Source organism: Brevundimonas sanguinis, assembly GCF_029636725.1.
GTDB classification, from domain to species: Bacteria; Pseudomonadota; Alphaproteobacteria; order Caulobacterales; family Caulobacteraceae; genus Brevundimonas; species Brevundimonas sanguinis.
In genome coordinates, this window is record NZ_CP116770.1 from 2,072,564 (window position 1) to 2,097,633 (window position 25,070).

The 25,070-nt window shown below is 66.9% G+C and carries 20 protein-coding genes; 9 read left to right on the forward strand and 11 right to left on the reverse strand.

Annotated elements, in window-relative coordinates; translation table 11 throughout:
- The first annotated feature begins 92 nt into the window (after nucleotides 1–92).
- The 3 genes from PIB44_RS10335 to PIB44_RS10345 all read left to right on the forward strand — a co-directional run bounded on the left by PIB44_RS10335 (nucleotide 93) and on the right by PIB44_RS10345 (nucleotide 4,903).
- Nucleotides 93–1,352: a cytochrome P450 gene (locus PIB44_RS10335; protein ID WP_008261169.1), complete on the forward strand. Its 1,260-nt coding sequence runs from the start codon at nucleotides 93–95 to the stop codon at nucleotides 1,350–1,352.
- A 63-nt stretch (nucleotides 1,353–1,415) separates the two neighbouring features.
- A complete protein-coding gene (gene lpdA, locus PIB44_RS10340) occupies nucleotides 1,416–2,828 on the forward strand; it encodes a dihydrolipoyl dehydrogenase (RefSeq protein ID WP_008259848.1) in 1,413 nt (470 codons plus the stop codon).
- A 137-nt stretch (nucleotides 2,829–2,965) separates the two neighbouring features.
- Nucleotides 2,966–4,903: a cytochrome c/FTR1 family iron permease gene (locus tag PIB44_RS10345; RefSeq protein WP_278069313.1), complete on the forward strand. Its 1,938-nt coding sequence runs from the start codon at nucleotides 2,966–2,968 to the stop codon at nucleotides 4,901–4,903.
- Nucleotides 4,904–5,017: 114 nt separating this feature from the next.
- Here PIB44_RS10345 and PIB44_RS10350 read toward each other — a convergent pair whose 3' ends face one another.
- The 3 genes from PIB44_RS10350 to PIB44_RS15225 form a co-directional block, all read right to left on the reverse strand.
- A complete protein-coding gene (locus PIB44_RS10350) occupies nucleotides 5,018–7,147 on the reverse strand; it encodes an NAD(+) synthase (protein WP_040349344.1) in 2,130 nt (709 codons plus the stop codon).
- Nucleotides 7,148–7,389: 242 nt separating this feature from the next.
- Entirely contained in the window at nucleotides 7,390–8,145 is a 756-nt protein-coding gene (gene arsH, locus PIB44_RS10355) for an arsenical resistance protein ArsH (protein WP_008259815.1), read from the reverse strand.
- Entirely contained in the window at nucleotides 8,145–10,082 is a 1,938-nt protein-coding gene (locus PIB44_RS15225; RefSeq protein WP_446680377.1) for a GNAT family N-acetyltransferase, read from the reverse strand. Before PIB44_RS15225 ends, arsH begins: the two co-directional genes overlap by 1 nt.
- 161 nt (nucleotides 10,083–10,243) lie before the next feature.
- Here PIB44_RS15225 and PIB44_RS10375 point away from each other — a divergent pair, with 161 nt between their 5' ends.
- Both PIB44_RS10375 and PIB44_RS10380 read left to right on the forward strand, forming a co-directional pair.
- A complete protein-coding gene (locus PIB44_RS10375; protein ID WP_278069316.1) occupies nucleotides 10,244–11,089 on the forward strand; it encodes a hypothetical protein in 846 nt (281 codons plus the stop codon).
- Between the two features lie 40 nt (nucleotides 11,090–11,129).
- Nucleotides 11,130–12,272, forward strand: coding sequence for a GIY-YIG nuclease family protein (locus tag PIB44_RS10380; RefSeq protein WP_278069317.1), 1,143 nt, complete (start codon nucleotides 11,130–11,132; stop codon nucleotides 12,270–12,272).
- Between the two features lie 44 nt (nucleotides 12,273–12,316).
- Here PIB44_RS10380 and PIB44_RS10385 read toward each other — a convergent pair whose 3' ends face one another.
- Nucleotides 12,317–13,180, reverse strand: coding sequence for a DUF3800 domain-containing protein (locus PIB44_RS10385; protein ID WP_278069318.1), 864 nt, complete (start codon nucleotides 13,178–13,180; stop codon nucleotides 12,317–12,319).
- A 232-nt stretch (nucleotides 13,181–13,412) separates the two neighbouring features.
- On the opposite strand from PIB44_RS10385, the gene PIB44_RS10390 reads away from it, so the two are divergent.
- The 4 genes from PIB44_RS10390 (at nucleotide 13,413) to PIB44_RS10405 (ending at nucleotide 17,044) form a co-directional block, all read left to right on the forward strand.
- Nucleotides 13,413–14,693: a DUF4238 domain-containing protein gene (locus PIB44_RS10390; protein ID WP_278069319.1), complete on the forward strand. Its 1,281-nt coding sequence runs from the start codon at nucleotides 13,413–13,415 to the stop codon at nucleotides 14,691–14,693.
- Between the two features lie 282 nt (nucleotides 14,694–14,975).
- Nucleotides 14,976–15,173, forward strand: coding sequence for a hypothetical protein (locus PIB44_RS10395; protein ID WP_278069320.1), 198 nt, complete (start codon nucleotides 14,976–14,978; stop codon nucleotides 15,171–15,173).
- A gap of 158 nt (nucleotides 15,174–15,331) precedes the next feature.
- Nucleotides 15,332–16,549, forward strand: a complete 1,218-nt coding sequence (locus PIB44_RS10400; RefSeq protein ID WP_278069321.1) for a hypothetical protein — start codon at nucleotides 15,332–15,334, stop codon at nucleotides 16,547–16,549.
- Nucleotides 16,550–16,762: 213 nt separating this feature from the next.
- The gene (locus tag PIB44_RS10405) at nucleotides 16,763–17,044 is read left to right on the forward strand and encodes a helix-turn-helix transcriptional regulator (protein ID WP_278069322.1); all 282 of its coding nucleotides are present in this window, start codon (nucleotides 16,763–16,765) and stop codon (nucleotides 17,042–17,044) included.
- Between the two features lie 258 nt (nucleotides 17,045–17,302).
- Here PIB44_RS10405 and PIB44_RS10410 read toward each other — a convergent pair whose 3' ends face one another.
- From PIB44_RS10410 to guaB, 7 genes are all read right to left on the reverse strand, one after another.
- Nucleotides 17,303–17,842 (reverse strand): YjaZ family protein, encoded by a 540-nt coding sequence (locus tag PIB44_RS10410; protein ID WP_278069323.1) that lies wholly within the window; start codon nucleotides 17,840–17,842, stop codon nucleotides 17,303–17,305.
- A 138-nt stretch (nucleotides 17,843–17,980) separates the two neighbouring features.
- Entirely contained in the window at nucleotides 17,981–19,234 is a 1,254-nt protein-coding gene (locus PIB44_RS10415; protein ID WP_278069324.1) for a tyrosine-type recombinase/integrase, read from the reverse strand.
- Between the two features lie 290 nt (nucleotides 19,235–19,524).
- Complete coding sequence (guaA, locus tag PIB44_RS10420) at nucleotides 19,525–21,087, reverse strand: glutamine-hydrolyzing GMP synthase (RefSeq protein ID WP_278069325.1); 1,563 nt, start codon at nucleotides 21,085–21,087, stop codon at nucleotides 19,525–19,527.
- On the reverse strand, nucleotides 21,084–21,779 hold the full coding sequence (locus PIB44_RS10425; protein ID WP_278069326.1) for a 5'-methylthioadenosine/S-adenosylhomocysteine nucleosidase: 696 nt from the start codon (nucleotides 21,777–21,779) through the stop codon (nucleotides 21,084–21,086). Before PIB44_RS10425 ends, guaA begins: the two co-directional genes overlap by 4 nt.
- Complete coding sequence (locus PIB44_RS10430) at nucleotides 21,776–23,071, reverse strand: RsmB/NOP family class I SAM-dependent RNA methyltransferase (RefSeq protein ID WP_278069327.1); 1,296 nt, start codon at nucleotides 23,069–23,071, stop codon at nucleotides 21,776–21,778. Before PIB44_RS10430 ends, PIB44_RS10425 begins: the two co-directional genes overlap by 4 nt.
- A gap of 1 nt (nucleotide 23,072) precedes the next feature.
- On the reverse strand, nucleotides 23,073–23,471 hold the full coding sequence (locus PIB44_RS10435) for an MAPEG family protein (RefSeq protein ID WP_025977557.1): 399 nt from the start codon (nucleotides 23,469–23,471) through the stop codon (nucleotides 23,073–23,075).
- 65 nt (nucleotides 23,472–23,536) lie between these two features.
- Nucleotides 23,537–24,997 (reverse strand): IMP dehydrogenase, encoded by a 1,461-nt coding sequence (gene guaB, locus PIB44_RS10440; protein ID WP_278069328.1) that lies wholly within the window; start codon nucleotides 24,995–24,997, stop codon nucleotides 23,537–23,539.
- Between the last annotated feature and the right edge of the window lie 73 nt (nucleotides 24,998–25,070).

Below are 25,070 nucleotides of genomic sequence, written 5' to 3' on the forward strand. Positions count from 1 at the left end.
GCGCAAAGACCCCGGAGCCATTAGCCCACCGCGACGTTTGGAGGCGATTGGCGGCTCCCGTCGCGGACCGCCCGTCCTTCTGGAGGATTTCGATGACGCATCGGCCGACCTCGCGACACGGCGACCAGACCCTGGCCCTGCTGACAGACCCTTATCGGCGCCTTTCCCACCTGTTCGAGCAGGCCGGCGCCGACGTCGTCGAGACCCGCCTGGCGCTGAAGGAGACGACCTGTCTGAGAGGCCGCGAGGCGGCGCGGATCTTCTATGACGAGACCCGCATCGTGCGGGCGGGCGCCATGCCGGCGCCGGTCCGCCGCACGCTGCTCGGCGAGGGCGGTGTCCAGGGGCTGGACGGCGAGGCCCACCGCGCCCGCAAGGGCGTGTTCATGTCCCTGATGTCGCCAGCCCGTGTCGCGCGACTGGGCGAACTGTTCGAAGCGGAGTGGCGGCGCGCGGCCGTCGAATGGGCCGGCGAGGACGACATCGTGCTGTATGACGCCTTGCAGCCGGTGCTAACGCGGGCCGTCTGCGCCTGGGCCGGCGTGCCGCTCGAGCCGCACGAAGAGGCGAAACGGGTCCGTCACCTGAGGGCGCTGTTCGACGCGGCGGGATCGCGGGGCCCCCGGCATCTGTGGTCGAGGCACGCGCGTCGCCGCGTCGACGCCTGGCTGGGCTCGATCATTGAAGACATTCGCGCCGGCCGTCTGTCGCCGGATCCGGACACGGCCGCCCACGCCTGGGCCTGGACCCGCGCCGCGGACGGCGAACCGTTGCCGATCCACACGGCGGCGGTCGAACTGGCCAATGTATTGCGGCCGACTGTCGCGACCTCGGTCTACATCGTGTTTGTGGCGCACGCGATGCAGGCTCACCCGGATGCGGCCCGTCTGGCCGACGCCGACGCCGGACGTCGCCGCGCCTTCGTCCAGGAAGTCCGACGCTTCTATCCGTTCTTCCCGGCAGTGATCGGGCGTGTGCGCGCGCCGTTTCGCTGGCGCGACCTGGTCTTCCCGGAGGGCCGTCAGGTGGTCCTCGACCTCTATGGCTCCAATCACGATCCCGCACACTGGACTGATCCCGAGGCGTTCCGGCCGGAGCGGTTCAGCGACGGCTCCGGAGATCCGTTCGGTCTCATCCCCCAGGGCGGTGGGGATGCGGCGACCGGTCACCGTTGCCCTGGCGAAGGGATCGTCGTGGAGCTGATGGAGCGCGCCGTCGGCCTGCTCGCCGACCTGAACTACCGGCTGCCGGATCAGGATCTGGAGATCGACTTCCGCCGCCTGCCGGCCCTCCCCGGAAGCGGGTTCCGAATGGAGACGCGCGACGCGGCCCTCAATGAGGGGGGCGCCTGATGCCGCTTCCTCGGGCTGGCCGGGGCCCTTCTCTCCCATCCACTCGCAGCAAAGGCTGACGCCATGAGCCGTTCGACGACCTCCTACGACCTGGTGATCATCGGCGGCGGGCCGGGCGGATACCCGTGTGCGATCCGGGCGAGCCAGCTCGGCCTGTCGGTGGCGGTCATCGACGACCGCGAACTGCTCGGGGGGACCTGCCTGAACATCGGGTGCATTCCGTCCAAGGCGCTGCTCCAGGCCACCGAGCGGCTGGAGATGGCGCGCAATCTCGAAGCGTTCGGCGTCATGGTAGACAATGTGCGGGCCGATCTTGACGGTGTCATGCGGCACAAGGGCAAGGTGGTGACCGAGCTTGGCGAAGGGGTCGCCTACCTCCTGCGCAAGCACAAGGTCGCCCGCTTCCAGGGCCGCGGGCGGCTGCTGGCGCGCGACCGGGTGGAGGTGCGCGCCGCGGACGGCGCTTTCGAGGTGCAGGCCAGCAAGGCGGTGGTCATCGCCAGCGGATCGGAAGCGGCGACCTTGCCCGACCTGCCCATCGACGAGCGGCGGATCGTCACCTCCGCCGGCGCCCTGAGCCTGACGGCGGCGCCGCGCCATCTGGCGGTGATCGGCGGCGGCTACGTCGGACTGGAGCTGGGGTCGGTCTGGCGTCGGCTCGGCAGCGAGGTCACGGTCATCGAGGTGCTCGACCGGATCGCCTCCGGCGTCGACTCGGAGATGTCGGCGGCGCTGCACAAGGTGCTCGAGGCCCAGGGCTTCCAGTTCTGCCTTGGGCATAAGGTGGTCGGATCGCGGATGGAGGGCGACGACGTCGTCCTCGACGTCGAGCCCATGGGCGATGGCGCGCGAGGAACCATCAAGGCCGATGTCGTGCTGGTCTCCATCGGCCGACGGCCCGCAACCGCCAGGCTCGATCTGGAAACGGTCGGCATTGCGCCCGACCGCAGGGGCTTTATTCCGGTGGACGAAGGGTTCCGGACCAGCGCCGACGGGGTCTACGCCATCGGCGACGTCATCGGCGGCGCCATGCTGGCCCACAAGGCGGAGGAGGAAGGGATCGCCCTGGCCGAACGCCTGGCGGGGGGCGCGGGCCATGTGGACTACGGAACGATTCCGGCGGTCGTCTATACCTGGCCGGAACTGGCTTCGGTCGGCCGCACCGAGGACGACCTCAAGGCGGCCGGCGTGGCCTACCGCGTGGGGCGCTTCCCCTTCTCCGCCAACGCCATGGCCAAGGCGCGTCTGGAGAAGAACGGTCTGGTCAAGGTTCTGGCCGACGCCGCGACGGACAAGATCCTCGGCGTGCACATCCTGGGCCCTGAGGCCGGCGGGTTGATCCATGAAGCGGTCGCCGCCATGCAGTTCGGCGCGGCGGCCGAGGATCTGGCGCGGACAAGCCACGCCCATCCGACCCTGCCGGAAGCCCTGCGCGAAGCCTGCCTGGCGGTAGCCGAGCGCACGATCCACCTCTGACGGCCGCGCGTTACGAAGTCTGACCCGACGGCAGCCGCGATCGCGGCCGCCTCTGCGGGCCCGGGCGCGTCCGCAGTTTAGACGCGACAGCGGCGTCGCTTGAATGCTATTGCGAGCCGCTCACAACTAGGTCTCCCATGCGTCCTCTGCTCCGTCTGCTCACCCTGCTGTTCGCCCTAGGGTTGGCCGCCCCGGCCCTCGCCCAGGCGCCGTCCGCCTCGGAGGCCCAGGTCGCCTGGCGGCTGCTGGATTATGTGGCGGTCGACTACGCCGGCGCAGTGGCCGACGGCGAGATCGTCAATCCGGCCGAATACGGCGAGATGATCGAGTTCAGCACCCAGATCCGGACGCGTCTGGAGGCCCTGCCGGCCAACCCGGCCAAGGCCGCCCTGATGCGCGACGCAGAGGGCCTGCAGGCGGCCATCCGGGACAAGGCGGATCCGGCCGTCGTCGGCGCCCGGGCCAAGGCCCTGGCCGGCGCGGTGCTGACGGCCTATCCGAGCCCGCTGGCGCCCTCGTTCCCGCCCGACCTGGCCCGCGGCGCCGCCCTCTACGCCGAGCAGTGCGCGGTCTGCCACGGCGTGACCGGGCGCGCCGACGGCCCCGGCGCCGAAGGGCTCGATCCGCCGGCGATCGCCTTCGCCGACGTGGAGCGCGCGCGCCAGCGCAGCGTCTTCGGGCTGTATCAGGTGATCGACCAGGGGCTGGAGGGCACGGCGATGGCCAGCTTCTCGCACCTGCCGGCCGAGGACCGCTGGGCGCTGGCCTTCTATGTCGGCCGCTTCGCCTTCACCGACGCCGAAGCCGCCGAGGGCAAGCGCCTGTGGGACGGCGATCCGGCGGTCCGCGCGGCCTTTCCCGACCTGGCCGCCCTCACCCAGACCACGCCGGCCGAGCTGGCCACCCGCCTCGGCGAACCCCGGGCGCGGGCCCTGACCGCCTATCTGCGACGTCATCCCGAGGCCGCGGCGCGCCCGGCCGGATCGACGCTGACCCTGGCGCGGACGCGCCTGGCGGAGAGCGAGGCCGCCTATCGACGGGGCGATCGCAAGGCCGCCACCGACGCGGCGCTGTCCGCCTACCTCGACGGCGTCGAGCCGATCGAGCCGGCCCTCGGCGCCCGGGACAGCGCCCTGCTGCGCCGGGTCGAGACCGCCATGACCGAGCTGCGCGTCTCTATCAGCCGGGGTGCGCCCGCCCAGGAGGTCGCCGGTCGGGTCGCTCGTGCGAACGCCCTGCTGGACACGGCCGAGCGGGCCCTCGCGCCCCAGGAGGCGGACAATCTCGCCAGCTTCCTCGGCGCCTTCACCATCCTGCTGCGCGAAGGCCTAGAGGCCCTGCTCATCGTGGTGGCGATGATCGCCTTCCTCAGGAAGGCCGAACGGCCCGAGGTGCTGCGCTACGTCCACGGCGGCTGGGTCGCCGCGCTGGTCGCCGGCGGGGCTACCTGGGCGGCCGCGACCTTCTTCATCTCCATCAGCGGCGCCAGCCGGGAACTGACCGAAGGGTTCGGTTCGCTTCTGGCCGCCGTCGTGCTCGTCTCGGTGGGCATCTGGATGCACGGTAAGTCGCACGCCGACGCCTGGCAGACCTATATCCGCGACAAGCTCTCCCATGCGCTGTCGAAACGGTCGGCCTGGTTCCTATTCCTGCTGTCCTTCGTGGTGGTCTACCGGGAGGTGTTCGAGACCATCCTGTTCTATGCGGCGATCTGGAGCCAGGGCGGCCACCTCGGCATGCTGGCCGGCGCCCTGACGGCGGTGGTCATCCTGGCCGTGGTTGCCTGGGCCCTGCTGGCCTACAGCAAGCGCCTGCCGATCGGCCGGTTCTTCTCCCTGAGCTCGATCCTTATGGCCATCCTGTCGGTTGTCCTCGTCGGGAAGGGGGTGGCGGCGCTGCAGGAGGCGGGCTGGCTCGACGTCCATCCGCTGGCCTGGATCCCCCGTATCGAGATCCTCGGCCTCTACCCGACGGTCGAAGGCGTCGCCGTTCAGCTGCTGACGATCGCTATCCTCGTGGTCGGCTTCTCCCGGCATGCGGCACCGAAGGGCGCGCGGCCGGCGGACATCGGCTAGGGCCGCCAGCCCTTCAGCGAACTTCCGCCCCGCCGGGGGCCGCATGGGCAGGCGCCGGCTTCCGGTTCTGAAACCGCCCTCCGCCCCCGGAGTCCGCAGGCCGGGGAGACGGTCTTATCGGACGATGGGTTTGCCTCCGGCGGGCAGCACATCGGGCTCTTTCGTTGGAATGTCGTCGCTTGCGGGATCAAGAACCTCCGGCACGTTGCGATGCAGCTCGTCGATCCAGACCTGGCCATGAGCGTCCGAGGGCATGCGCCAGTCGCCCCGCGGCGACAGAGAACCGCCTGTCGTGACCTTGGGTCCGTTCGGCAGGGCCGAGCGCTTGAACTGATTGGCGAAAAAGCGCTGCAGGAACACCTCCAGCCAGCTGCGAATAGACCCGATGGGGTAGGCCCGCTTTTGCTCGTCCGGAAAGCCCGGCGGCCAATTCCCGGCGGCGGCGTCCTGCCAGGCGTGCAAGGCCAGGAAGGCGATCTTGGAGGGCCGCAGCCCGAACCGGGTGAGATAGTAGATCCAGAAGTCGTGGAGCTCGTAGGGGCCGATCTTGCCTTCGGTGCTCTGCGACTCGCCCTCGGCCGTCTGCGGGATGAGCTCCGGCGAAATCGTTGTCGCCAGGATGTCGAGCAGGACGTCGGACACCGCGGGGTCGAACAGGCGGTTCGCCGCTGTCCAACGGACCAGGTGTTGAATGAGGGTTTTCGGGAGGGAGCCGTTGACGTTGTAGTGGCTCATCTGGTCGCCGACGCCGTAGGTGCACCAGCCGAGCGCGAGCTCGGACATGTTGCCGGTGCCGAGCACCATGCCGTTCCGCTGATTGGCGGCCCTGAACAGGAGGTCTGTCCGGAGCCCGGCCTGCACATTCTCGAACGTCGTGTCGTACACAGGTTCGCCCCTCGCGAACGGATGGCGCAAGTCCTGCAGCATCTGCTGGGCGAGCGGCTTGATGTCGATTTCCTCGACGGTCACGCCGAGCCCGTTCATCAAGGCGTAGGCGTTAGACTTGGTCCTCGCGCTCGTGCCGAAGCCGGGCATTGTGAACCCGAGAATGTCCGTGCGTGGACGCCCAAGCAGATCGAAGACCTTGGCCGCGACGATCAAGGCGTGCGCTGAATCCAGGCCTCCGGACACGCCGATGCAGATCTTGGCTGTTCCGGTCGCCTCAAGCCTCTTGGCCAGCCCGCTCACCTGTATGTTGAACGCCTCGTAGCAATCCTGGTCGAGACGGGAGGGATCGTTGGGCACAAAGGGAAAACGGTCGATGCGTCGTTGCAGGCCGAGGTTGCGAACTGGCGGATCAAGATGGAAGGTCACCCGGCGAAAGCGCCGGTCGGGCATCCCGTTGGCGATCGCGGCCTCGTTAAAGGTGCCGGTCCGCATACGTTCCAGCTGCAGCCGTTCCACGTCTATGTCCGCGACGGCCATCTGGGACCCCAGGCTGAAGCGCTCCGTCTCCGCGAGCTGCGCCCCCAGCTCGTAGATGCAGGCCTGTCCGTCCCAGGCCAGGTCGGTCGTCGATTCTCCATAGCCGGCCGCGGAGTAGATGTAGGCCGCCCAACAGCGGCCGGACTGCAGCTCGCAGAGTCTTCGCCGCGTGTCCGCCTTTCCGACAACGATATTGCTTGCGGACAGGTTCGTCAGAATCAGCGCGCCGGCGAGCGCGGCGAAGTCGCTGGGCGGCGCGGGCGCCCAAACATCCTCGCAAATTTCGACATGAAAGATCAGGCCGTCGACATCGTCGGCCTGGAACAGCAGATCCATTCCGAATGGAGCGGTCTCGCCCCCGATCGTAATCTCGCCTTCCACATCCCGCCCGGAGGCGAACCATCGCTTTTCATAGAACTCGCGGTAGTTGGGCAGATGGCCCTTTGGCACCACGCCAAGGACCCGCCCCCGGTGGATAGCCACCGCACAATTATAGAGCCGTCCCTCACGACGGAGGGGCGCGCCGACCAGAACGACCGGATGGAGATCGCGGCTTTCGGCCACGAGGTTCACGAGTTGCCGCTCGACCTCGTCGAGCAACGCCCGCTGCAGCAACAGGTCGTCGATCGAATAGCCCGAGAGGCCCAGCTCCGGGAAAACCATCAGCGCGATCCCTGCCTCGTCTCCCTCACGGGCGAGCCTCAGGGTCTGCTCCAGGTTGAACGCCGGATCCGCGATCCTGCAGACGGGACGGCACGCAGCGACCCTCACGAAGCCTTGCTGGTAAATCGACAGGAAATCGGCTGCGTTGCGAGGCACGTCTGCTCCTATTCCGCTTCGGGCATTACTGTTTTCGGCCGGACGGCCCGCGCCTGGTCCCCCTTGCTTAGCGCGGCAAGGGCCTGGAGGTTCGTTAGGATGAGGACGTCAACCGGAGACTGCCTTTCGCCACTTCTGGCGAGTTACGACCATCGCGATGCTCGGCGGCCGCCGCGGCCATGGGGTCAAGGTCCGTATTAAGGGGGAGGAATGCGAGGCGTGTTCGCGTTGTCGAGGAGAGGTCACGCCTGGCGCGCGATGGCGATCCCCGACAGATCGGAAGCGGCGTCGAGGGGAATCCTGGCCGCCTTGCGCTCGGAATAGCGGTCCACCAGCTGGGCCGCGTGCGGCCGGGTGAGGATGGTGAAACGCACCAATTCCTCCATCACATCAACAATCCGCTCATAGTAGGCCGAGGGCTTCATCCGGCCGGCCTCGTCGAACTCCTGGAAGGCCTTGGCCACGCTGGACTGGTTGGGGATGGTGATCATCCGCATCCAGCGGCCCAGCAGGCGCAGAGTGTTGACGGCGTTGAAGCTCTGCGACCCGCCCGACACCTGCATCACCGCCAGGGTGCGGCCCTGGGTCGGGCGCAGGCCGCCCAGGCTGAGCGGCAGATGGTCGATCTGCAGCTTCATCAGGCCGGAGACCTGGCCATGCCGTTCCGGACTGCACCAGACCATGCCCTCCGACCAGAAGGCGTGCTCGCGCAACTCGCGCACCGCCGGGTGGTCGTCGTCGCCGGGCGCGCCCGGCAGGGGCAGGTCGGAGGGGTCGAAGATGCGGGTCTCGCATCCCATCCGCTGCAGCAGACGGGCCGCCTCCTCGACGCAGAGCCGCGAATACGACCGCTCGCGCAGCGAGCCGTACAAGAGAAGGATCCGCGGCGCCGGGTCGGTCGGGCCCAATCCACGGGCGGGGTCGGCGGACAGATAGGCCGCGTCCAGAGCCGGCAGGTGATCCGGATCCGGCAGCGAACGCAAGCGGGCGAGGGTCATCAGAGGTCCTTGATCAGATAGGCGGCCGACGCCGGGCAGACGTCCGCGAACTCGCGGGTTCGCCGGATCGCGGGCGGTGCAGACGCCCGATCGGCGACGACGAAGCCGTGCCGGGCGAAGAAAAGCTCGGCCGTCGTGGTGAGCAGGTGAAGCCGTTCGCTACGCAGATCGCTCGCCATGGCCTCGACGGCGGTCAGTATGCGGCTCCCGATCCCTTGGGCCTTCAGGTCGGCGAGCACGACCAGGGAGCGCAGCAGGAGATCCTGCCCTTCCCCTTCCAGGCCGACATAGCCGGCGATGCCGCCGTGTTCGTGGGCGGCGAAGTATCGACCAGCGCCAGGCTCGGGCAGACCCGCGCCGCGCAGGGCCGCGATCAGGCCGACGTCATCCGCGTCCAAGAGATGCAGGACGACCATCAGGCCGCGTCCGCCGGCGGAGCCGTATCCGGGAACCAGCGTCGGCCCATCCACAGCGCAACTGACACCAGCAGGATCAGCACTGGCACCTCGACCAACGGGCCGATGACGGCCGCGAAGGCGACCGGCGAGGTCAGGCCGAAGGCCGCGATGGCGACGGCAATGGCCAGTTCGAAATTGTTCGAGGCCGCGGTGAAGGCCAGGGCGGTGGTGCGCGGATAGTCGGTCTCGATCAGCTTGCCCATCAGGAAACTGACCACGAACATCACAAGGAAGTAGATCGTCAGCGGAATGGCGATGCGCAGGGCGTCCAGCGGCAGGGCCACCACCTCCCCGCCCTTGAGGCTGAACATGACCACGATGGTGAACAGCAGGGCGATCAGGGTGATCGGTCCGATGCGCGGCAGAAAGCGCCGCTCGTACCAATCGGCGCCCCGGCGGGGGCTGGCTGACGATGGCCGGCGGATGAACACGCCAGGCGGCCTCAAACGCCTTCGTCGCCTCGGCCGTTGTGTCTACGACCTGCCCCGCCGCCGGCTCGGCGCGAATCCGATGGCGCGCGACGCGCTCGAACGCGTCCAGGGTCTCGGCCAGACGGGAAGCCGTCCCGTCCAGCGCCTTGATGGCGGCGTACATCGCCTGGCGGGACGTCTCGTTGGGAATCTCCTGAGGCTTGGCCGTACACCAGTCGCTCCGGTTTTCGGTTGCGCTGACGTGGGTGTCGACCAGCGAGTAGAAGGCTTCATTGGCCTCGCGCACCGTCTCGAGCGCCGCCTGTAGCTTCCGATCATGAAACTCGTGCCGCGCGCCGATCCATTCGAAACGCAGGGCGAAAAGCGGATCGAGGAGAGCGCGGGGGAACGGCGTCCCGAAGCTGTGCGTCACAAGGAAGTTGTGAATGCGGTCGGGAATGAGTTTGCGGAGCCGGTCGAGCAGCGCGACGTCATGCGGGTGCGGTCCCAGGGCCGAGGCGCCGAAGCCGTCATCGGCGATGCTCAGCTTGAGCGCCTTGACGAGCACGGCGGCGAGCTCCTCACGCGCCGCGTTGCGCACTGCGTCGTCTGCGCCGGCGGGGCAATTGTACAGGATCGGCCAGCGGCTATGCAGGAGATCGAACGGCAGCGGATGGGTCTTGGGATGGCCGTAGGCGGTGTTCATCAGGCCCACGACCTGGGGCCACCCCTTGGATTTCAGGGCCCAGCCGTGTTCGAGGAGGACGTTGGGATTGGGGATGCCCTCGCCGCGTGCCCTGAAGGCCACATAGGTCAGGTCGGAGACGAAAATCGCCGCCTCGTCGATCTTCTTGAAGATGGTGTCGGCGACGGGCGGCATGCCCGGGGTGTCGATGGTGTCCCGGTCGATAGCGAGGGACCGGTCCGCTTCGCTGACATCGACGTCGGCTTTCAGGATCTTGATCGCCCGGTTCAAGGCCCACTCGATCAGGCTGCGGTTCTCGCGGGAAGCGGTGTCGGACTGCCAGGAGAAGAAGACCTTTGCGGTCGTCGGCGTGTCTGTCGTCAAGAGCCGCCTCCGTGCCGCCGCCGCGATCCGGCCCGTCGCAGCTTACAGCCGCCACGCGGCGCGACAACGCGGAAACGCCGCGCCCGAGAAACGCCGCTCACGGCGTAAATCGGAAATCGGCTAGTTGGAGAACCATCCTTCACAGCCCTCGCCGCCGGACCATGCCAGAGCCCAAGACCTACGAACGCCGCCTCATCCTGTTTGTGGACTTCCTCGGTTTCAAGGAGATCGTGGATCGGACCGCCACCGACCCTGAGGCGCTGCAGAAGGTCCTGTGGGCGATGGAGCAGCTGCGCGCCATCGGCGACGACGCCATGGGCGAAAGCCAGAGATTCCAGCAGTTCTCCGACTGCGTGGTCCTGTCCTTCCGGGTCACGGAACCGTCGGGCGTATTTTATCTGCTCAATGACATCGGGATCACGACCATCACGCTGGCGTCCGCCGGCTTTATGATCCGCGGCGCCGTGACGGTTGGCGACCTCTATCACGACGAACAGCTGATCGTCGGACCGGCGATGGTTCGCGCCTATGAGCTGGAGAGCAAGAGCGCGAAATACCCACGCGTGATCATCGATCCGGAAGCGCTGGAGGTCGGGCGCAGCCACCGCAGCAACCGCCATTCTCGCCGGGAAGAGTCCGCCTATCTCGAATCCTTCTTGCTCGAGGACGACGACGGATGGATGTTCTTCGACTGGTTCTCGTGGAAGGTCGTCGTCGAAGCCATCGGCGCCGACGACCAGGCCTATCCCAACTATCTCGCCCGCCTCGCGGCGACGATCAAAACGGGCCTGGCGCATCCGGTGGCGGCCTGCGCGGAGAAATATCTCTGGGTTCGACGACACTATCTGCGCGCGCTGGACCATCTCGCCGAGGCCAACCCTGAGCACCGCCGTCTCAATCCCGAGTTCTGGGAGGTCGCCGACGGCCTACCTCGCCTGAAGAAGCGCGCCGCCAAGGCGAAGGCGCGGGTTGCCGCGGCCAGGGCGGTGGCGCAGGCTCGGCGTTGAAGGCGCTGGAACGCCGCGCACGGGGCGACGCCGGCGGGTCATGGTGACGATCGACGAACATTGGTGGCTGCACCTCGCGCCGAAGGCGATGCATCCCCTGCGGCTGGAGCTAGAGCGCCTGTTGCGGGCCTGGGTGCGCACGGCATACGGGGCGCACTGGTTGAACTCGGCGGCGCGAGGCAATGGTCTGATCCGCGTCAAACCGGGCCAAGTCATTCCCGCCTTCCACGCGATTAAGCTCGACGGGCGTCCCATGTTCGTCGCGCCGCCCTCGCTGCTCAAGCCGGGGCATCGCGGCGTCGGCCAGGCCGAGATGGCCTCGCGGCGGCCGCTGGAGGCGGGCGAGATCGCGCTCCAGCCCGAGATCCGTCTGGACCTCGTGGACGACCCGGTCCTGCTGGAGGCGGCGCGGCGTGGAGAACATCCGCTGCGGCCCCAAGGCGTGACCCGCCCCAGCCAGGTCTTCACCCTTCCCGCCCACTATCTGATCGCGCCCTCCGTGCGGCCCGATGCCGCCTACGTGCTCTACCAGCACATCTTCGGCGAAGGCGGCAGCTACCCCAATGACGGCTGGTTCTATGTCGGCCTGACCACGCGGAGCTGGCAGACCCGATGGGCCGAACATCAGAGGGCGATGCGCTCTGGCAGCGCCCTGCGTTTTCACAGAACCTTCCGCGACGAACAGACCGCCGGCCGCATCACGTACGTCAATCACAAGGTCATGGGGATCACCGACGACCTCGAAGCTCTCTACCAGGCGGAAGCCTTCCTCGTCGAAGGCCATTGGGAGGATCAAAGGCGTCTGAACATGATCCCCGGCGGCAAGGACGGCCTCCGATACCTACGCGATCATGGGATTATCCCCCCGGGCCCCGCGCCTGAACCCGATGCGCGCGAGCCGGTGCTGGCCGAATGGCTGGCTGCCCGCTCTGCCGCGCCGCTATCGCGCACCTGGCTGAAGGACCGATGGGGCGATCGGACGTGGGCCGCAGCTCAGATCTGCAGTCGGAAGGATCGGCTGTCCATCGAGCAGGTCGCGGCCATCCGCGCCCTGGCAGAGGATCACACCGCGGCTGAAATCGCAGATCGGATCGGCGCCGCCGGGCCTGAGCAGGTTCAGGGCGTGATCGACGGGAAGACCTATCACCGGGTGGGATCGATCGAGCCGAAGACGGCGCAATAGTCCGTTGATTCGACCGATGTCGGTTTAGCGGGATCGAACGGCGATCAGGCGTCTCGCTTCGCCGGGCTCGGCCTCAGTCCCTTCGCAAGGCGGTCTGCGATCAGCTTATCTTCGTACAAGCGGCGTCCGAACTCGGCAGGGCGCACCAGCAGCCGGGGCAGGTTAAGGACATTCAGGCGCGACGCCGCCTCGAGGATTGCCGCTTCGGCCTTGCCGAACTCCGGCCCCGCCTTGCGGTTTACGGCGGTCCACTGGGCGCGGGTGATGATGAAGGCGGCAAAGTCGGCCAACTGCAGGCCCGCGACGTCCTCGGATCTCTGGAAACAGGCGCGCGGCCCCGCAATGACGTCTCCCCAGTTCGGCAAGGCGCGTTCGCGGCCGGCCGGGAGAAGGCCCTCGTCGACGTAAAGCGCCAACGGAAGGCCCAGACCATCCGCCGCATTACCGGCCATCACGCGAAGGCGGACCGCGACCTCCCGGCAGAGGAACAGGAAACCGAGATGGGAAACATCGTCGAGCCGCCAGTCTCCGGTTCGGCTGCGGCTCAGGCCGGACATCAGGTCCGGGTGATCGCTCAGGGTCTGATCGCTGACGGTCTGGTGGACGACTGGCAGGGCGAAGGAGTCCATCAACGTGGCCATCAACGAGATGAGCTCGCCGCGGTCCGAAGGCGCGACCGCCTTCCATACCCCTTGGCCGCTCCAGATCTCGGTGAAGTGCAGCTCCTCGGCCCCATAGTCAGCACGCACGCCATCGAGAAAGATCTGCAGCGCGTGGTCGACGTCGGCCGCAACCTCGGGCGGGACAACGACCGCCGTCCAGGATTTGCGCGTGTCCGGCAGGAACGCCGATCCCGACTCGGCGCCGGGGTTGCCGGAATCATCAACGTAGATCGCGCCCGTCGCCATGGCTGGGTCCGTGTACCCTCGGCTCGAGGCCGACCGGGGACCGATACGACCATCGGAACGCGATGCCAACGGCCGCCGTCGTGGACGATAATGATTACCTGCGCAGGGGTCCCGCCGGCTGCAGCGCTCCGCTGGGGGTCGAGCTGAACGGGATGTCTGGACCGGCAGACGGCGAGCGCTCAAAAAGCCCGCCTCTTATCGCGGACGGTCCGCCGCCCCTAGGACGAACGCCATGCCCGCCAAGGCCCCGAACGAGTCGAACTTCCACCATTTCGTGCCGAAGTCCGCCTTGCGCCGATTTACCGTCGACGGCGCCGGCAAACAGATCTGGGTGTTCGACAAATCGGACGGGCGTTCGTTTCCGGGCGGACTGAAACGCACCGGGTCGGGCCAAGGATACAATACGCTTCGGCTTTCGGACGGATCGCTCTGGAACTTTGAAGACGCGTTCCAGAACATTGACGATGAGTTCGCAGCGACCGGGAACACGCTGGCCACTCGCCGTCGGGTCGATGACCTGGATCCGCCGTTCAAGGCGGCGGTCTGCACCGGCGTAGCGGTGCAGTTCCTGCGCACGCCCAAGGTTCGGACGACGCTGGATCGCCTGCCGCGCCAGCTGGTCGAACGGCTCGTGGAGGCTGGCCTACCCGCGCTAGACGATCCGATGCCGAGCGAAGACGACATCCGCAAGATCACGCTCGACCTGATCGCCAATCGGGACGAGATCGTCGAGGGTCTGCTCACGAAAATCCCGATCCTCTACGAGCCTGCCGGCGGAGCGCGGTTCTGGACCTCGGATCATCCGATCGTGCGCGAGGGTTCGACGCCCGACGACCGGCGTGGCGTCAAGGACCTCGGTGTAGCCTTTTATGCGCCGATCTCCAGCGACCTGCTCCTCGGCCTCGTCTGTCCGAGCATCCTTGCCAAACTGACGGACGCTCCGATCGAACGTCTCGAGCTGTCGGCGAATCGCAAGGCCCGGCTCCTGGCCTTGCGGGACGGATTACTCTCGGGACGGCCGGTCCCGATCACCGATGACCAGGTTATGGACTTCAACCTGAAACAGGTCGGTGGCAGCGAGCGCTTCGTCTACGCCCATGAGGATGCTTTCGAGCCGGCGCGAACATGGCTGAAAGCGCACCCCGAGCAACGCGCCGGCGCCGCCCTGTTCTCGGTCGGTCGGATGGGCTCGGGTCCGCCGCGCCCCGAACAATTCAAGGAGGGGCAATGGCTGGTGCTGTATGGCCGGGACAACTGGGTGCAGCTGCCCATTGGGGGCTACGATCCGCAACGCTCCCTTCGACAGGCTTGGACCGATCAGCCGGCGCTGCTCCGCTCCGCGATGCGCCACGCGCCTTTCGCCGAGGCGCAGATCTACTATCCGGAAGGGTCCGAAATGATCCGGGACATTAATGTCGTCATTCTCGAACGGGGGCCTAGGACACGGTTCAAACTCGTTCCGTCCGACCCCGGCATGGCTCAACTCGACGCCATGCTGCGCCGAGGCGGATAGCCCAAGGACGCGACCGGCGACTCGACCGGGCGCCACGGCGATCGCAGGGAAGCGCGGTTTGTGTGCCGAACGCTCATATGGTGCGCGAGCGTTATGAGTTTCCGGCAAGCGGCGATGATGACGCCTTTCCGCAACCCGTCCTCACGTCGGCCGCTGGCGATGGACCTAGCGATAGCCAGACACCGCTCTTTCTCGCTCTGTTGCTGACCCACCTGGACCTAGCCGCCGCCGCGAAACGCCAAACCTCCGCCTTGTTCAGCCCTGTTGTGCAGCAGCTTGAGAATGTTCCGCTCGGGAGTGATCTATGACGACTGGCGGCCGTCGATGGTCAACAGCGACCTCTCCGTGGTCCTGCGGCCGCAGGGCTGCTCCCAGTATGTCAAAAACGTCCACGCGTTCCGCGCGGGAGAGATCGACGAACCCGCGATCGAGCATGGTCTTGGTCCGGAGGAGGCCGAGCCCGCGCAGGTCAAACCTTAGCGGCCGGTCCGGCGGCGCAGCCGCTTCACCTTGGCCCGCGCGAGGGCGGAGCCCTTAGCGCTTCAGGGGCATCGTCGTATTTCGATGGAGCGTGGGAAGACTGCGACCCGACATTCGGCGCGCTTGCCGACCTTCCGACGTTGAGCCATTCGGACTTTATGACCGACGTCGCCCAGCCCGAACCTGCTCCTCACCCCGACCCCTTCTTCGAGAAGATCCCCGATGGACTCTGGAACGCCTGTATCGGCGTGCAGGGCAGCGAGGAGGCCTATGTCGACGGCTACATTGAGGCTGCGCGCGAACTCGTTGTGGCCGTCATCGACAAGAAGATGTTCGGCAGTCGAGACTCTCTCGCCATGCCGATCCTGTACAACTGCCGACATGCGATCGAACTGTCCCTGAAGTTCGCGATAAACCGGCTGCATGACGCCAGAATGGTCGCCGAGCGTCACAAGCCGGACCACGATATCCGCTCCCAGTGGAAGCATCTTAGGGACGCCAAGGTCGGAGACGCACGGATCGTGGATCTTGTGGCTCAGCTCGAGCCCTATGTGGCGAGCCTGTCGGCCGTGGACGACGACGGACAGGAACTGCGTTACGCCAGCAACCGTGCCGGCGTAAAAAGCCTGGGCGGCTTTGCGGTCGTCAATCTCCCGCATATCAGGACCAGTATCGAGACGTTGGAAGCGATATTGGGTCAGATGAAGATCCGCGTGCTGGAGCTCGAGCAGGAGCGCCTGACCGGCGTACACACCGGCGAGTGTTCACGAGAGGATCTCAAGCGGGTCGCGGCGATGGTGGGGCCCCATTCCGGGTGGGGCGACGCCGAATTTTCCGACCGCAAGGCAAAGGTCATGGAGAGCTTTGGTCTCGGGAGTCGGAAGTTCAGCCAAGCGTTGACGACTATTCGAAACTCACGTCCGCTGGCGACGCTCGTCGGGATTGAGACATCCCTGAAGCACCTCAGTGACGACAAGGCGGTCGAAGCGCTTTCGGCTTGGGCAGAGGCTCACCCCGTCAAGGACCGGACAGCGGATCTCGGATCGTCATTCTTCCCTCGGGACCTGGAGGCTATCGCCACGCATCAGCAAAGGCGTCAGAGCCTGAATGCCGCGATGACCGCCCTTCTGACATCGGAGGAACTCGCCGATCTTGAGACGGTGTATTACCTGGGGCGCAACCGCGAAGACGGCGAACACTACGACGCCAATCTCGAGCTGACCCAGCGCACGTACGGCGTCTCTGGGAGACCCATGGGGCGTCTGGACGACGTTTTCAGCAAGACCAACCTTCTGGACGCCTTCGTCGACGGCGCAGCGGCGGCAGGCCGGCCCAGTCTCGCTCAGAAGGTCCGTGCGATCAGGCCGGGCAGGTAGCCCCCCGTCAGGTTCCGATTGCCGCCGTCACATCGACGATTTGGCGGCTCAACCTCGACCTACGGCGTGCGGTGCGGCCTAGTCTACGGCGGTCGGCGATAAAGTATCCGGGCGGGTTCGTCCCGCAAACGTCACATCGCATCCTGTCGGGTTTCGCCTTCGTTGCGTTTCGGTTTGATTCTATCGGACTGGACAGCCGATGGAGATCGAAAGATGGCCCGCTCAGATTCCCTGCCGCGAACGATCAAGAAGCCGGAACTGCGCCAGATGGTGCCGCTTGCAGACAGCACCATCTGGGAGATGGAGCAGCGCGGAGAGTTTCCCAAACGCTTCCGGCTGACTCCGCGATGCGTGGTCTGGGATCTGTCGGAGGTCCAGACCTGGCTGGAGAAGCGCCGCCGCGCCCCCGTCACGCCGGCCAAGGCTCCGGATGTGCGACTGCGCCGATCACGCCCCGTCCACGACGGGGCGGGCGCCTCCCGACCGCACCTCTAAGCTGCGCTTCGCTTCAGAAAGCGGCGAGCGGGTCATGAGATGCTTCATTCGGGGATGGCGGAGCCACGGACGACGGGACAGGGCTTCCAGGGCCGATAATTGATTTCTTCACTCCCTGGAGCTATATGTCGTCCCGAGGCCAGATCGGTTGAAACAGCCTCACCCGCCTCTTCGGAGGTCCACGCGTGAGCGAGATAGGGATTTCGATCCCGGAAGCGGCTACCGAGTGACTTCTGATAAGGGCGCCTCCGGGCGCCCTTATCTTTTCCGGTGAAACTTCAGCTTCTCGCCCTTTAGCGTCTTGTCGATCAGGACGGCGAAGCGAACCTTGCTCATGTGGGCGATGGCGAGCGCCTGGGCCGGCTCAGGGCTGTAGGCGCTTTCCACGAAGAGCTTGAGATCGACGCCGGCATCGGCGCCGCGCTTGACACGGAAGAAGACCCTGTAGTCCCCTGCTCCGCCGTCGTTGCGCACGCCGATACGCAGGAAGTTCGCCTCCGGGGTCTGATAGACATGCGCGGTCGGCAGACCTTTCAGGATGTGCGGCAGCGCCTGCGACAGCCCGTAGCGGATGGGACAGAAGACGCGCCGCCTCGGGCCGTCCCAGACCGTCACAGCATTGTCGTCGTGCTCAGCGGCGTCGAAGGTTTCGCTGAAGCAGTGGTTGCTGAACCGGACATCGATCTTCACTCCGTTCGGACGCGACTGGGTGGCCATCTCCAGCACGAAGGGCTCGAGATGGTCGAACACGAGCGTCTGCCCCGCGACCTCCAGCGGCGGAAAGTACGGCCCGGCCATAGCCTACAATCCAAGCAGGTGCGGCGACCGCTTCCGCAGTCCCGGCCGCTCGGCCGCGCGCTCGGTGACGGCAGCCTTATCCCGCGCGTCGATCATGTCCTTGTCCCTGCTTTTTCTGTTGGCATCCCCCGATGCATCTCAAAATTTCGGATCAAAACGCGGTGCGCTGACCTCTGACACGGTCAGAACTGGGGTGTAGGCATGGCCCGCTTCCCAAGCGTCTACGGCGTTAGACCATTCCTGAGCCATGTGCCGACGCTGGGTCTCGAACTCCGCCTTGTTGTAGACGCCGCGCGAGGATCGCTCTTCGTGAGCCAGCCCTTTCTCGATCCAGTCCGAGTTGAAGCCCATCTCGTGCAGCAGGGTCGAGGCCGTCCGCCGCAGGTCGTGGACGGTGAAGGGTTCGAGCGGGAGATCACCCTTTCCGGCCTTCTCAGCGATCGCACTGGTGACGCGGTTGAAGGTCGCCCGCGACATCGGCGCATCGGCATCGTAGCGCGACGGCAGGATGTATTTCGAGTTGCCGGCGCAGGTCTTCAGGGCGACCAGGATGTCAAGCATCTGGGTGGAGAGATAGACGTTGTGAGGACGCGAGCGTTTCATGCGTGCGGCCGGGATCGACCAGACCGCATTCCCGAAATCCACCTCGGTCCATACCCCGTCCTGAAGTTCGCTCTTTCGAACCATGCTGAGCAGGATGAACTTCAAGCCGAGCCTGATGGTCGGCAGTGTCGCCACCTCACCCAAGAGCATAAGCATGATCCGGATTTCGGCGGGGGTGAGCGATCGGTCGCGCGGTCGGAAGGTCGCTATGGACGCCGGGCCCACGTCATCCGCAGGGTTGTCGATCTTCTCGCCGTGGAGGATCGCCCAGCCGTAGATCTGCTTGACGATATCCCGGACGTGGATCGCTGTCGCGGGCGCCCCGCGGTCCACGATCGCCTTGCAGTGCGCCCGCAGGTCGTCGGGGGTGATCTCGCTCAGCAGGCGGTTCTTCCACTTCGGAAGGATGTCGCGATTGAAAATCGCCCGGCGCATGTCGCGGGTGCTGTCCGCCATCGGCGCGCGGTCCATCCAACCCTGGGCGACCTGTGCGAAATCGCGAGCCTCCTTGAGGCGACGTTTGGCGCGCTGCTTTTCAACGGCGGGGGATACCCCGTCGGCGATCGCCTTCTTCACCTCGATCAGCCGCTCGCGGGCCTGCGCCAGCGTCAGCCCGGCCCGGCCATAACGGCCAAGCGTCACAGTCTCCCGACGGCCGTTGAACCGATAGTCGTAGCGGAATGAGACTGCGCCGCCCGTCGAGACGTAGACATACATGCCGTCCCTGTCGGTACTCTTGTAAGCTCTTGCTTTTGGACGCAAATTCTTCAGTGCGGTGTCGGTTAGCACGGTATAATCGCCTTCGGCTGTCGGCCCTCGAAATCGACCGCGCCATCAAGAACTTTCTCTCAAATCTTCAATGACTTGCCGAGAAATAATACCGTCAGGGCGTGGCCGGCTGTCAGGACGGTATGAGCCCGAGTCCGCCAGATCAATGCAGCGGCATACCGTCGGCCAGTCCGACAAAACGAAGAAAGACCCTCCGAATGGCTTCGAAGGGTCTCGACAGAATTCACAATGTTGTCAGCCGCTTAGTGGACGTTTCGGAAGCGATGCCGAATGCTGCCGAAAGGTCCGAACTATTCCCACTCGATCGTGCCGGGCGGCTTGGACGTCACGTCGTAGACGACGCGGTTGACGCCGCGGACTTCGTTGATGATGCGCGTGGCGGTCTTGGCCAGGACGTCCCAGGGGAACTGGTAGAAGTCGGCTGTCATGCCGTCGGTCGAGGTGACGGCGCGCAGGGCCAGCACCTTCTCATAGGTGCGGGCGTCGCCCTGGACGCCGACGGTCTTGACCGGCAGCAGCACGGCGAACGCCTGCCAGATGTCATCGTACAGGCCCGCCTTGCGGATCTCGTCCAGATAGATGGCGTCCGCGTCCTGCAGGGTGGCGACGGCCTCCGGCGTGATCTCGCCGGGGATGCGGATGGCCAGGCCCGGTCCGGGGAAGGGATGGCGGCCGACGAAGGCGTCCGTCAGGCCCAGTTCGCGGCCCAGCGCCCGCACCTCGTCCTTGAACAGTTCGCGCAAGGGTTCGACCAGCTTCAGCTTCATGAAGTCCGGCAGGCCGCCCACGTTGTGGTGGCTCTTGATGACGTGCGACGGGCCGCCGGTCGGGGACACGCTCTCGATCACGTCGGGATAGAGGGTGCCCTGAGCCAGGAAGGCGGCGCCTTCGATCTTGTGCGCCTCGCGGTCGAACACCTCGATGAAGACCCGGCCGATGGTCTTGCGCTTGGTCTCCGGGTCGGAGATTCCGGCCAGCTCGCCGAGAAATTCCTTCGACGCATCAACGTGCACCAGCGGGATGTTGTAATGCTCGCGGAACAGGGTCGTGACCTGATCGGCCTCGCCCTTGCGCATCAGGCCGGTGTCGACGAAGACGCAGGTCAGCTGGTCGCCGATGGCCTCGTGGATCAGCACGGCGGCGACCGAAGAGTCGACCCCGCCCGACAGGCCGCAGATGACCTTGGCGTCGCCGACCTGTTCGCGGATCTTGGCGATCTGCTCGTCGCGATAGGCGGCCATGGTCCAGTCGCCGGTCAGACCCGCCACGCCATGGGTGAAGTTCTTCAACAGTTGGGCGCCGCGCGGCGTGTGCACCACCTCGGGGTGGAACTGCACGCCGTAGATCTTGCGCGTCTCATCGGCGATGGCGGCGAAGGGCGCGCCTTCCGAGGTGGCGATGACGTGGAAGCCTTCCGGCAGAGCCGTCACGCGGTCGCCGTGGCTCATCCACACCGGCTCGCGGTGGTCGACGGCGCCGATGCCGGCGAACAGGGGGCTTTCGCGGGTGATGACGATCTCGGCGCGGCCGAACTCAGCGTGGTGGCCGCTCTCGACCTTGCCGCCCAGCTCGGCGCAGATCAGTTGCTCGCCATAGCAGATGCCCAGGATCGGCGCGCCATAGTCGAAGACCACGCGGTCGACACGCGGACTGTCGGCGTCGGTCGTGGAGTTGGGGCCGCCCGATAGGATGATGGCCTGAGGCTGCATCGCCGCCAGGGCCTCGCCCGCCTTGTTGAACGGATGGATTTCGCAATAGACGCCGGCCTCGCGCAGGCGGCGCGCGATCAGCTGCGTCACCTGGCTGCCGAAATCGACGATGAGCACCTTCTGGTGTTGGGTCGGCTGGGTCATGAGGTCGAATCCGGGGCGAGCGATTGGGCGAGGGTTTGGCCTTGCAGGGCCGGAATTTCAAGGGCCGAGAGGCCCTGATCCGCGAGCACCGCGATCAGGCCGTCCAGCACCCGGGCCAGGTTCTCGTCCACCAGATGCAGGGTCGAGGTCCAGTCGTGCAGGCCCGTCAGTTCGGCCTTGCCGTCCGACACCCCGCGCAGCGCGACCAGCGGCAGGCCGAAGCTTTGTGCCGCGCGCACCAGCGCCCACGTCTCCATGTCCACCATCTCGGCGTCGATGGCGTCATAGGCGGCGCCCGAGACGACGTTGGCGCCCGTCGACAGGCGCGCGCTCGGCACGCCAGGAATGGGGCACGGCAGCAGCAGAACGGCGGGCAGATCGAGCAGCGGCGTCACGCCCTTCTCAAACCCCAACGGACTGGCGTCCATGTCGCGATAGGCCACGGACGACGCCTGATAGACGGCCGCATGATCCAGCACGCGCGACCCGCACGAGCCCAGCGACAGGATCAGATCCGGCGTCTCTCCCCTCGCCTCCAGCCGCGCCAGGGCGGCCGTCAGCGCCACCGCCCCCTCGACCGGACCGATGCCGGTCATCAGCGGGTCGATGCGGGCGCGCAGGTGCTCGCCGTATTCCGCAGGCGCCGCCATCACGGGCAGGACCGTGACGGCGCCGTAGCGTTCCAGCCTCATGAGGCGCGCTCATAAAGAGCGATGAAGAAGCCGTCCGTGCCGGTCGCGGCGGGCGACAGACGCAGGCGGTTGCCTTGCGCCAGCGCGGGCAGGCGTTCGCGCCCCGCCTCGGTCAGGTCCGCGCTGTGCGCCGCATCGGCGATGGGGACGGGCTTGAAGTCCGCGTGCGCGGCCTCGAAGGCGGCGGCTGTGGCCTCATTCTCCGCGCCCAGCACCGAGCAGGTGACATAGGCCAGGCGCCCGCCCGGCCGCACCAGCTTGGTCGCCTGCCCCAGAATACGCAGTTGCAGCGCGTGCAAACGCGCGACTTCCTCGGCCGTCAGGCGCCAGCTGTCCTCCGGCCGGCGCCGCCAGGCGCCCGAGCCCGAGCACGGCGCGTCGACGAACACGACGTCGGCCTGACCGTTCAGATCCTCGACCCCGCCGCCGTTCGTGCCCAGCAGGCGCAGATCGGCCTCGACGCCCGCGCGGGCCAGACGCGGCTTCACATTGTCCAGGCGTTTGGCCGAGACGTCGCAGGCGATCAGCGACCCCTGCCCCTGCATGGCCTGCACCAGACCCAGCGTCTTGCCGCCGCCGCCCGCGCAATAGTCCACCACCGTCGCGCCGGGGAAGGCGCCGGACAGCCAGCCGACAACCTGACTGGCCTCGTCCTGAATCTCGAAATGGCCGTTCTGGAAGCCGTCCAGCGGCTGCACGTTCGGCGCCGGCTCAGCGTCCAGCCGCAGGCCCCAGCCCGACAGTTCGGTGCGCTGGGGCGATAGGCCCGCGCCGCGCAGCTCGGCCTCGACCTCCTCCATCGTAGCCCGCAGACCGTTGACCCGCAGGTCCACCGGCGCGCGACCGCTCAGGGCCTCGACCTCGTCGCGCCAGCGGTCGCCGTGGACCGCCTTCAGGTCCGCCGTCACGAAGTCCGGCAGGGCGACCTCGGCCAGATCGGCCGCGTCCTCGTGCGCCATGATGCGGCCGCGCTCGTGCTTGGACAGCGGGCGTGGGCCATAGCCCTCGCCGTTATAGAGGCCTTCGATCTCCTCCAGCGTCGCGCCGTCCAGCAGCGACAGGGCGCCCACGATCAGGGCGCGTCCGTCCTGACGCCCGCCCATGAAGGCCGACAGGCGGCCGCGCGCGCGCAGCACCTGATAGACGCGTTCGGCGATGGCGCGGCGGTCGCCCGAACCGGCATAGCGATTCTGCTGGCTCCAGGCCTTGAGCACGGCGTCGGCGGGCTGGCGGCCTTGCGAAATGCTGTCGATGATGGCGGCGGCGGCGGCCAGGCGGGCGGCTGGGGTCAAATCAAACTCGGATGAAAAGGGCCAGAAGGCACAGCGCCAGTCCCGCAAGCGAGACCAGCCACACCAGCGACCGGATATAGGGAACGCCCAGGGCGTACAGCGGGATATAGGCGACGCGCGCCCAGAAGTAGAGGCCTGCGCCCCACGCCGTCAGCGCGCCGGTCCGATCCGCCATCTGGGCGATCAGCACGGCGCCGATGAACAGCGGCAGGGTCTCGAACAGATTGGCCTGGGCCCGCTCCAGACGGCCGACGACGGGGCTCTTGGCTTCGGGCGTTTCGTCCCGCGCCCCGGCGTTCCACGACAGGCCGAACTCGCGCGTTCGGGCGAAGGCGGGCAGGAAGATCTGCACCAGGGCCAGCACCAGCGTCGCCGCCAGATAGGTGAGTTCAGTGGTCACGCTCTTCTCCTGTTTCACTAGCCCAAAACAAAACCGCTCCCGACCGGGGCCGGGAGCGGATCAGGTCAGCCCTGACGATAGTTCGGCGCCTCGCGCGTGATCATCACGTCGTGGACGTGGCTTTCACGAAGGCCCGCATTGGTGATGCGGACGAAGCGCGCGCGCTCCTGGAAGTCCGCGATGGTGGCGCCGCCGACATAGCCCATCGAGGCGCGCAGCCCCCCGACCAGCTGGTGCACCACCGGGGCGATCGGCCCCTTGTAAGGGGTCTGGCCCTCAATGCCCTCGGGGACCAGCTTCTCGGACGAGACTTCCTTCTGGAAGTAGCGGTCGGCCGAGCCGCGCGCCATCGCGCCCACCGAGCCCATGCCGCGATACGACTTGTAGGACCGGCCCTGGTACAGGAAGACCTCGCCGGGGCTTTCGTCGGTCCCTGCGAACATCGAGCCCATCATGGCGACATTGGCGCCCGCCGCGATGGCCTTGGCCAGATCGCCCGAGAACTTGATGCCGCCGTCTGCGATGACCGAGGCGCCCGTGCCTTGCGCCGCGCGGGCCGCGTCGACGATGGCCGTCAGCTGCGGCACGCCCACGCCGGCGACGATGCGGGTGGTGCAGATGCTGCCCGGCCCGATGCCGACCTTCACCGCATCGGCGCCCGCGTCGATCAGGGCGCGGGTGGCGTCATAGGTGGCGACGTTGCCGGCGATGATCTGGACGCGGTTGTTCTCGCGCTTGATGCGCTCGACCACCTGGGCGACCGAGGCCGAGTGGCCGTGGGCGGTGTCGATCACCACCACGTCGGCGCCCGCCTCGGCCAGCGCCATCGCCCGCTCGAACCCGGCGTCGCCGACGGTCGAGGCGGCGCCGACGCGCAGGCGGCCCTGCTCGTCCTTGCAGGCGTTGGGGAAGGCCTGGGCCTTCTGGATGTCCTTCATGGTGATCAGGCCGACGGCGCGATAGGCGTCGTCCACCACGATGACCCGCTCGATCTTGCGCGTGCGCAGCAGTTCGCGCGCCGCCTCGCGCCCGGCCGAGCCTTCGCGCAGGGTGATCAGCTCGCCCGTCGTCATCAGATCGGCGGCCTTGAGGTTCAGGTCCGTCTCAAAGCGCATGTCGCGGTTGGTCAGCATCCCGACCAGCTTGCCGCTCTTGGGATCGACCACGGGGAAGCCGGTGATCTTCTTGCGCTCGACGATCTGGAGCACTTCGCCCAGCGTCGTGTCGGGGGCGACCGTGACCGGGTTCACCACCATACCGCTTTCGTAGCGTTTGACGGCGCGGACCTCTTCGGCCTGCTCCTCGATCGTCATGTTCCGGTGCAGCACGCCCAGGCCGCCCGCCTGCGCCATGGCGATCGCCAGGCGGCTTTCCGTCACCGTGTCCATGGCGGACGACAGCAGCGGGATGTTCAATCTGATTTCGCGCGTCAGCTGGGTCGAGACATCGACATCAGCGGGCATGACCTCGGACGGACCGGGTTCGAGCAAAACGTCATCGAAGGTTAGGCCTTCGCGTATCTCCATTTGGAGCCTCCATTTTGCGGGCCGCGTATAGCCCCCGTTGGCGGGGAACCGCAACCCCAAGCCCGCGCTATCG

Excerpts from the sequence above, each read along its gene's own strand:
- PIB44_RS10335 (WP_008261169.1), top strand. The coding sequence starts at position 93 with ATGACGCATCGGCCGACCTCGCGACACGGCGACCAGACCCTGGCCCTG.
- lpdA (WP_008259848.1), top strand. The coding sequence starts at position 1,416 with ATGAGCCGTTCGACGACCTCCTACGACCTGGTGATCATCGGCGGCGGG.
- PIB44_RS10345 (WP_278069313.1), top strand. The coding sequence starts at position 2,966 with ATGCGTCCTCTGCTCCGTCTGCTCACCCTGCTGTTCGCCCTAGGGTTG.
- arsH (WP_008259815.1), bottom strand. The coding sequence starts at position 8,145 with ATGACCCTCGCCCGCTTGCGTTCGCTGCCGGATCCGGATCACCTGCCG.
- PIB44_RS10375 (WP_278069316.1), top strand. The coding sequence starts at position 10,244 with ATGCCAGAGCCCAAGACCTACGAACGCCGCCTCATCCTGTTTGTGGAC.
- PIB44_RS10380 (WP_278069317.1), top strand. The coding sequence starts at position 11,130 with ATGGTGACGATCGACGAACATTGGTGGCTGCACCTCGCGCCGAAGGCG.
- PIB44_RS10385 (WP_278069318.1), bottom strand. The coding sequence starts at position 13,180 with ATGGCGACGGGCGCGATCTACGTTGATGATTCCGGCAACCCCGGCGCC.
- PIB44_RS10390 (WP_278069319.1), top strand. The coding sequence starts at position 13,413 with ATGCCCGCCAAGGCCCCGAACGAGTCGAACTTCCACCATTTCGTGCCG.
- PIB44_RS10395 (WP_278069320.1), top strand. The coding sequence starts at position 14,976 with ATGTTCCGCTCGGGAGTGATCTATGACGACTGGCGGCCGTCGATGGTC.
- PIB44_RS10400 (WP_278069321.1), top strand. The coding sequence starts at position 15,332 with ATGACCGACGTCGCCCAGCCCGAACCTGCTCCTCACCCCGACCCCTTC.
- PIB44_RS10405 (WP_278069322.1), top strand. The coding sequence starts at position 16,763 with ATGGCCCGCTCAGATTCCCTGCCGCGAACGATCAAGAAGCCGGAACTG.
- PIB44_RS10410 (WP_278069323.1), bottom strand. The coding sequence starts at position 17,842 with ATGGCCGGGCCGTACTTTCCGCCGCTGGAGGTCGCGGGGCAGACGCTC.
- guaA (WP_278069325.1), bottom strand. The coding sequence starts at position 21,087 with ATGACCCAGCCGACCCAACACCAGAAGGTGCTCATCGTCGATTTCGGC.
- PIB44_RS10425 (WP_278069326.1), bottom strand. The coding sequence starts at position 21,779 with ATGAGGCTGGAACGCTACGGCGCCGTCACGGTCCTGCCCGTGATGGCG.
- guaB (WP_278069328.1), bottom strand. The coding sequence starts at position 24,997 with ATGGAGATACGCGAAGGCCTAACCTTCGATGACGTTTTGCTCGAACCC.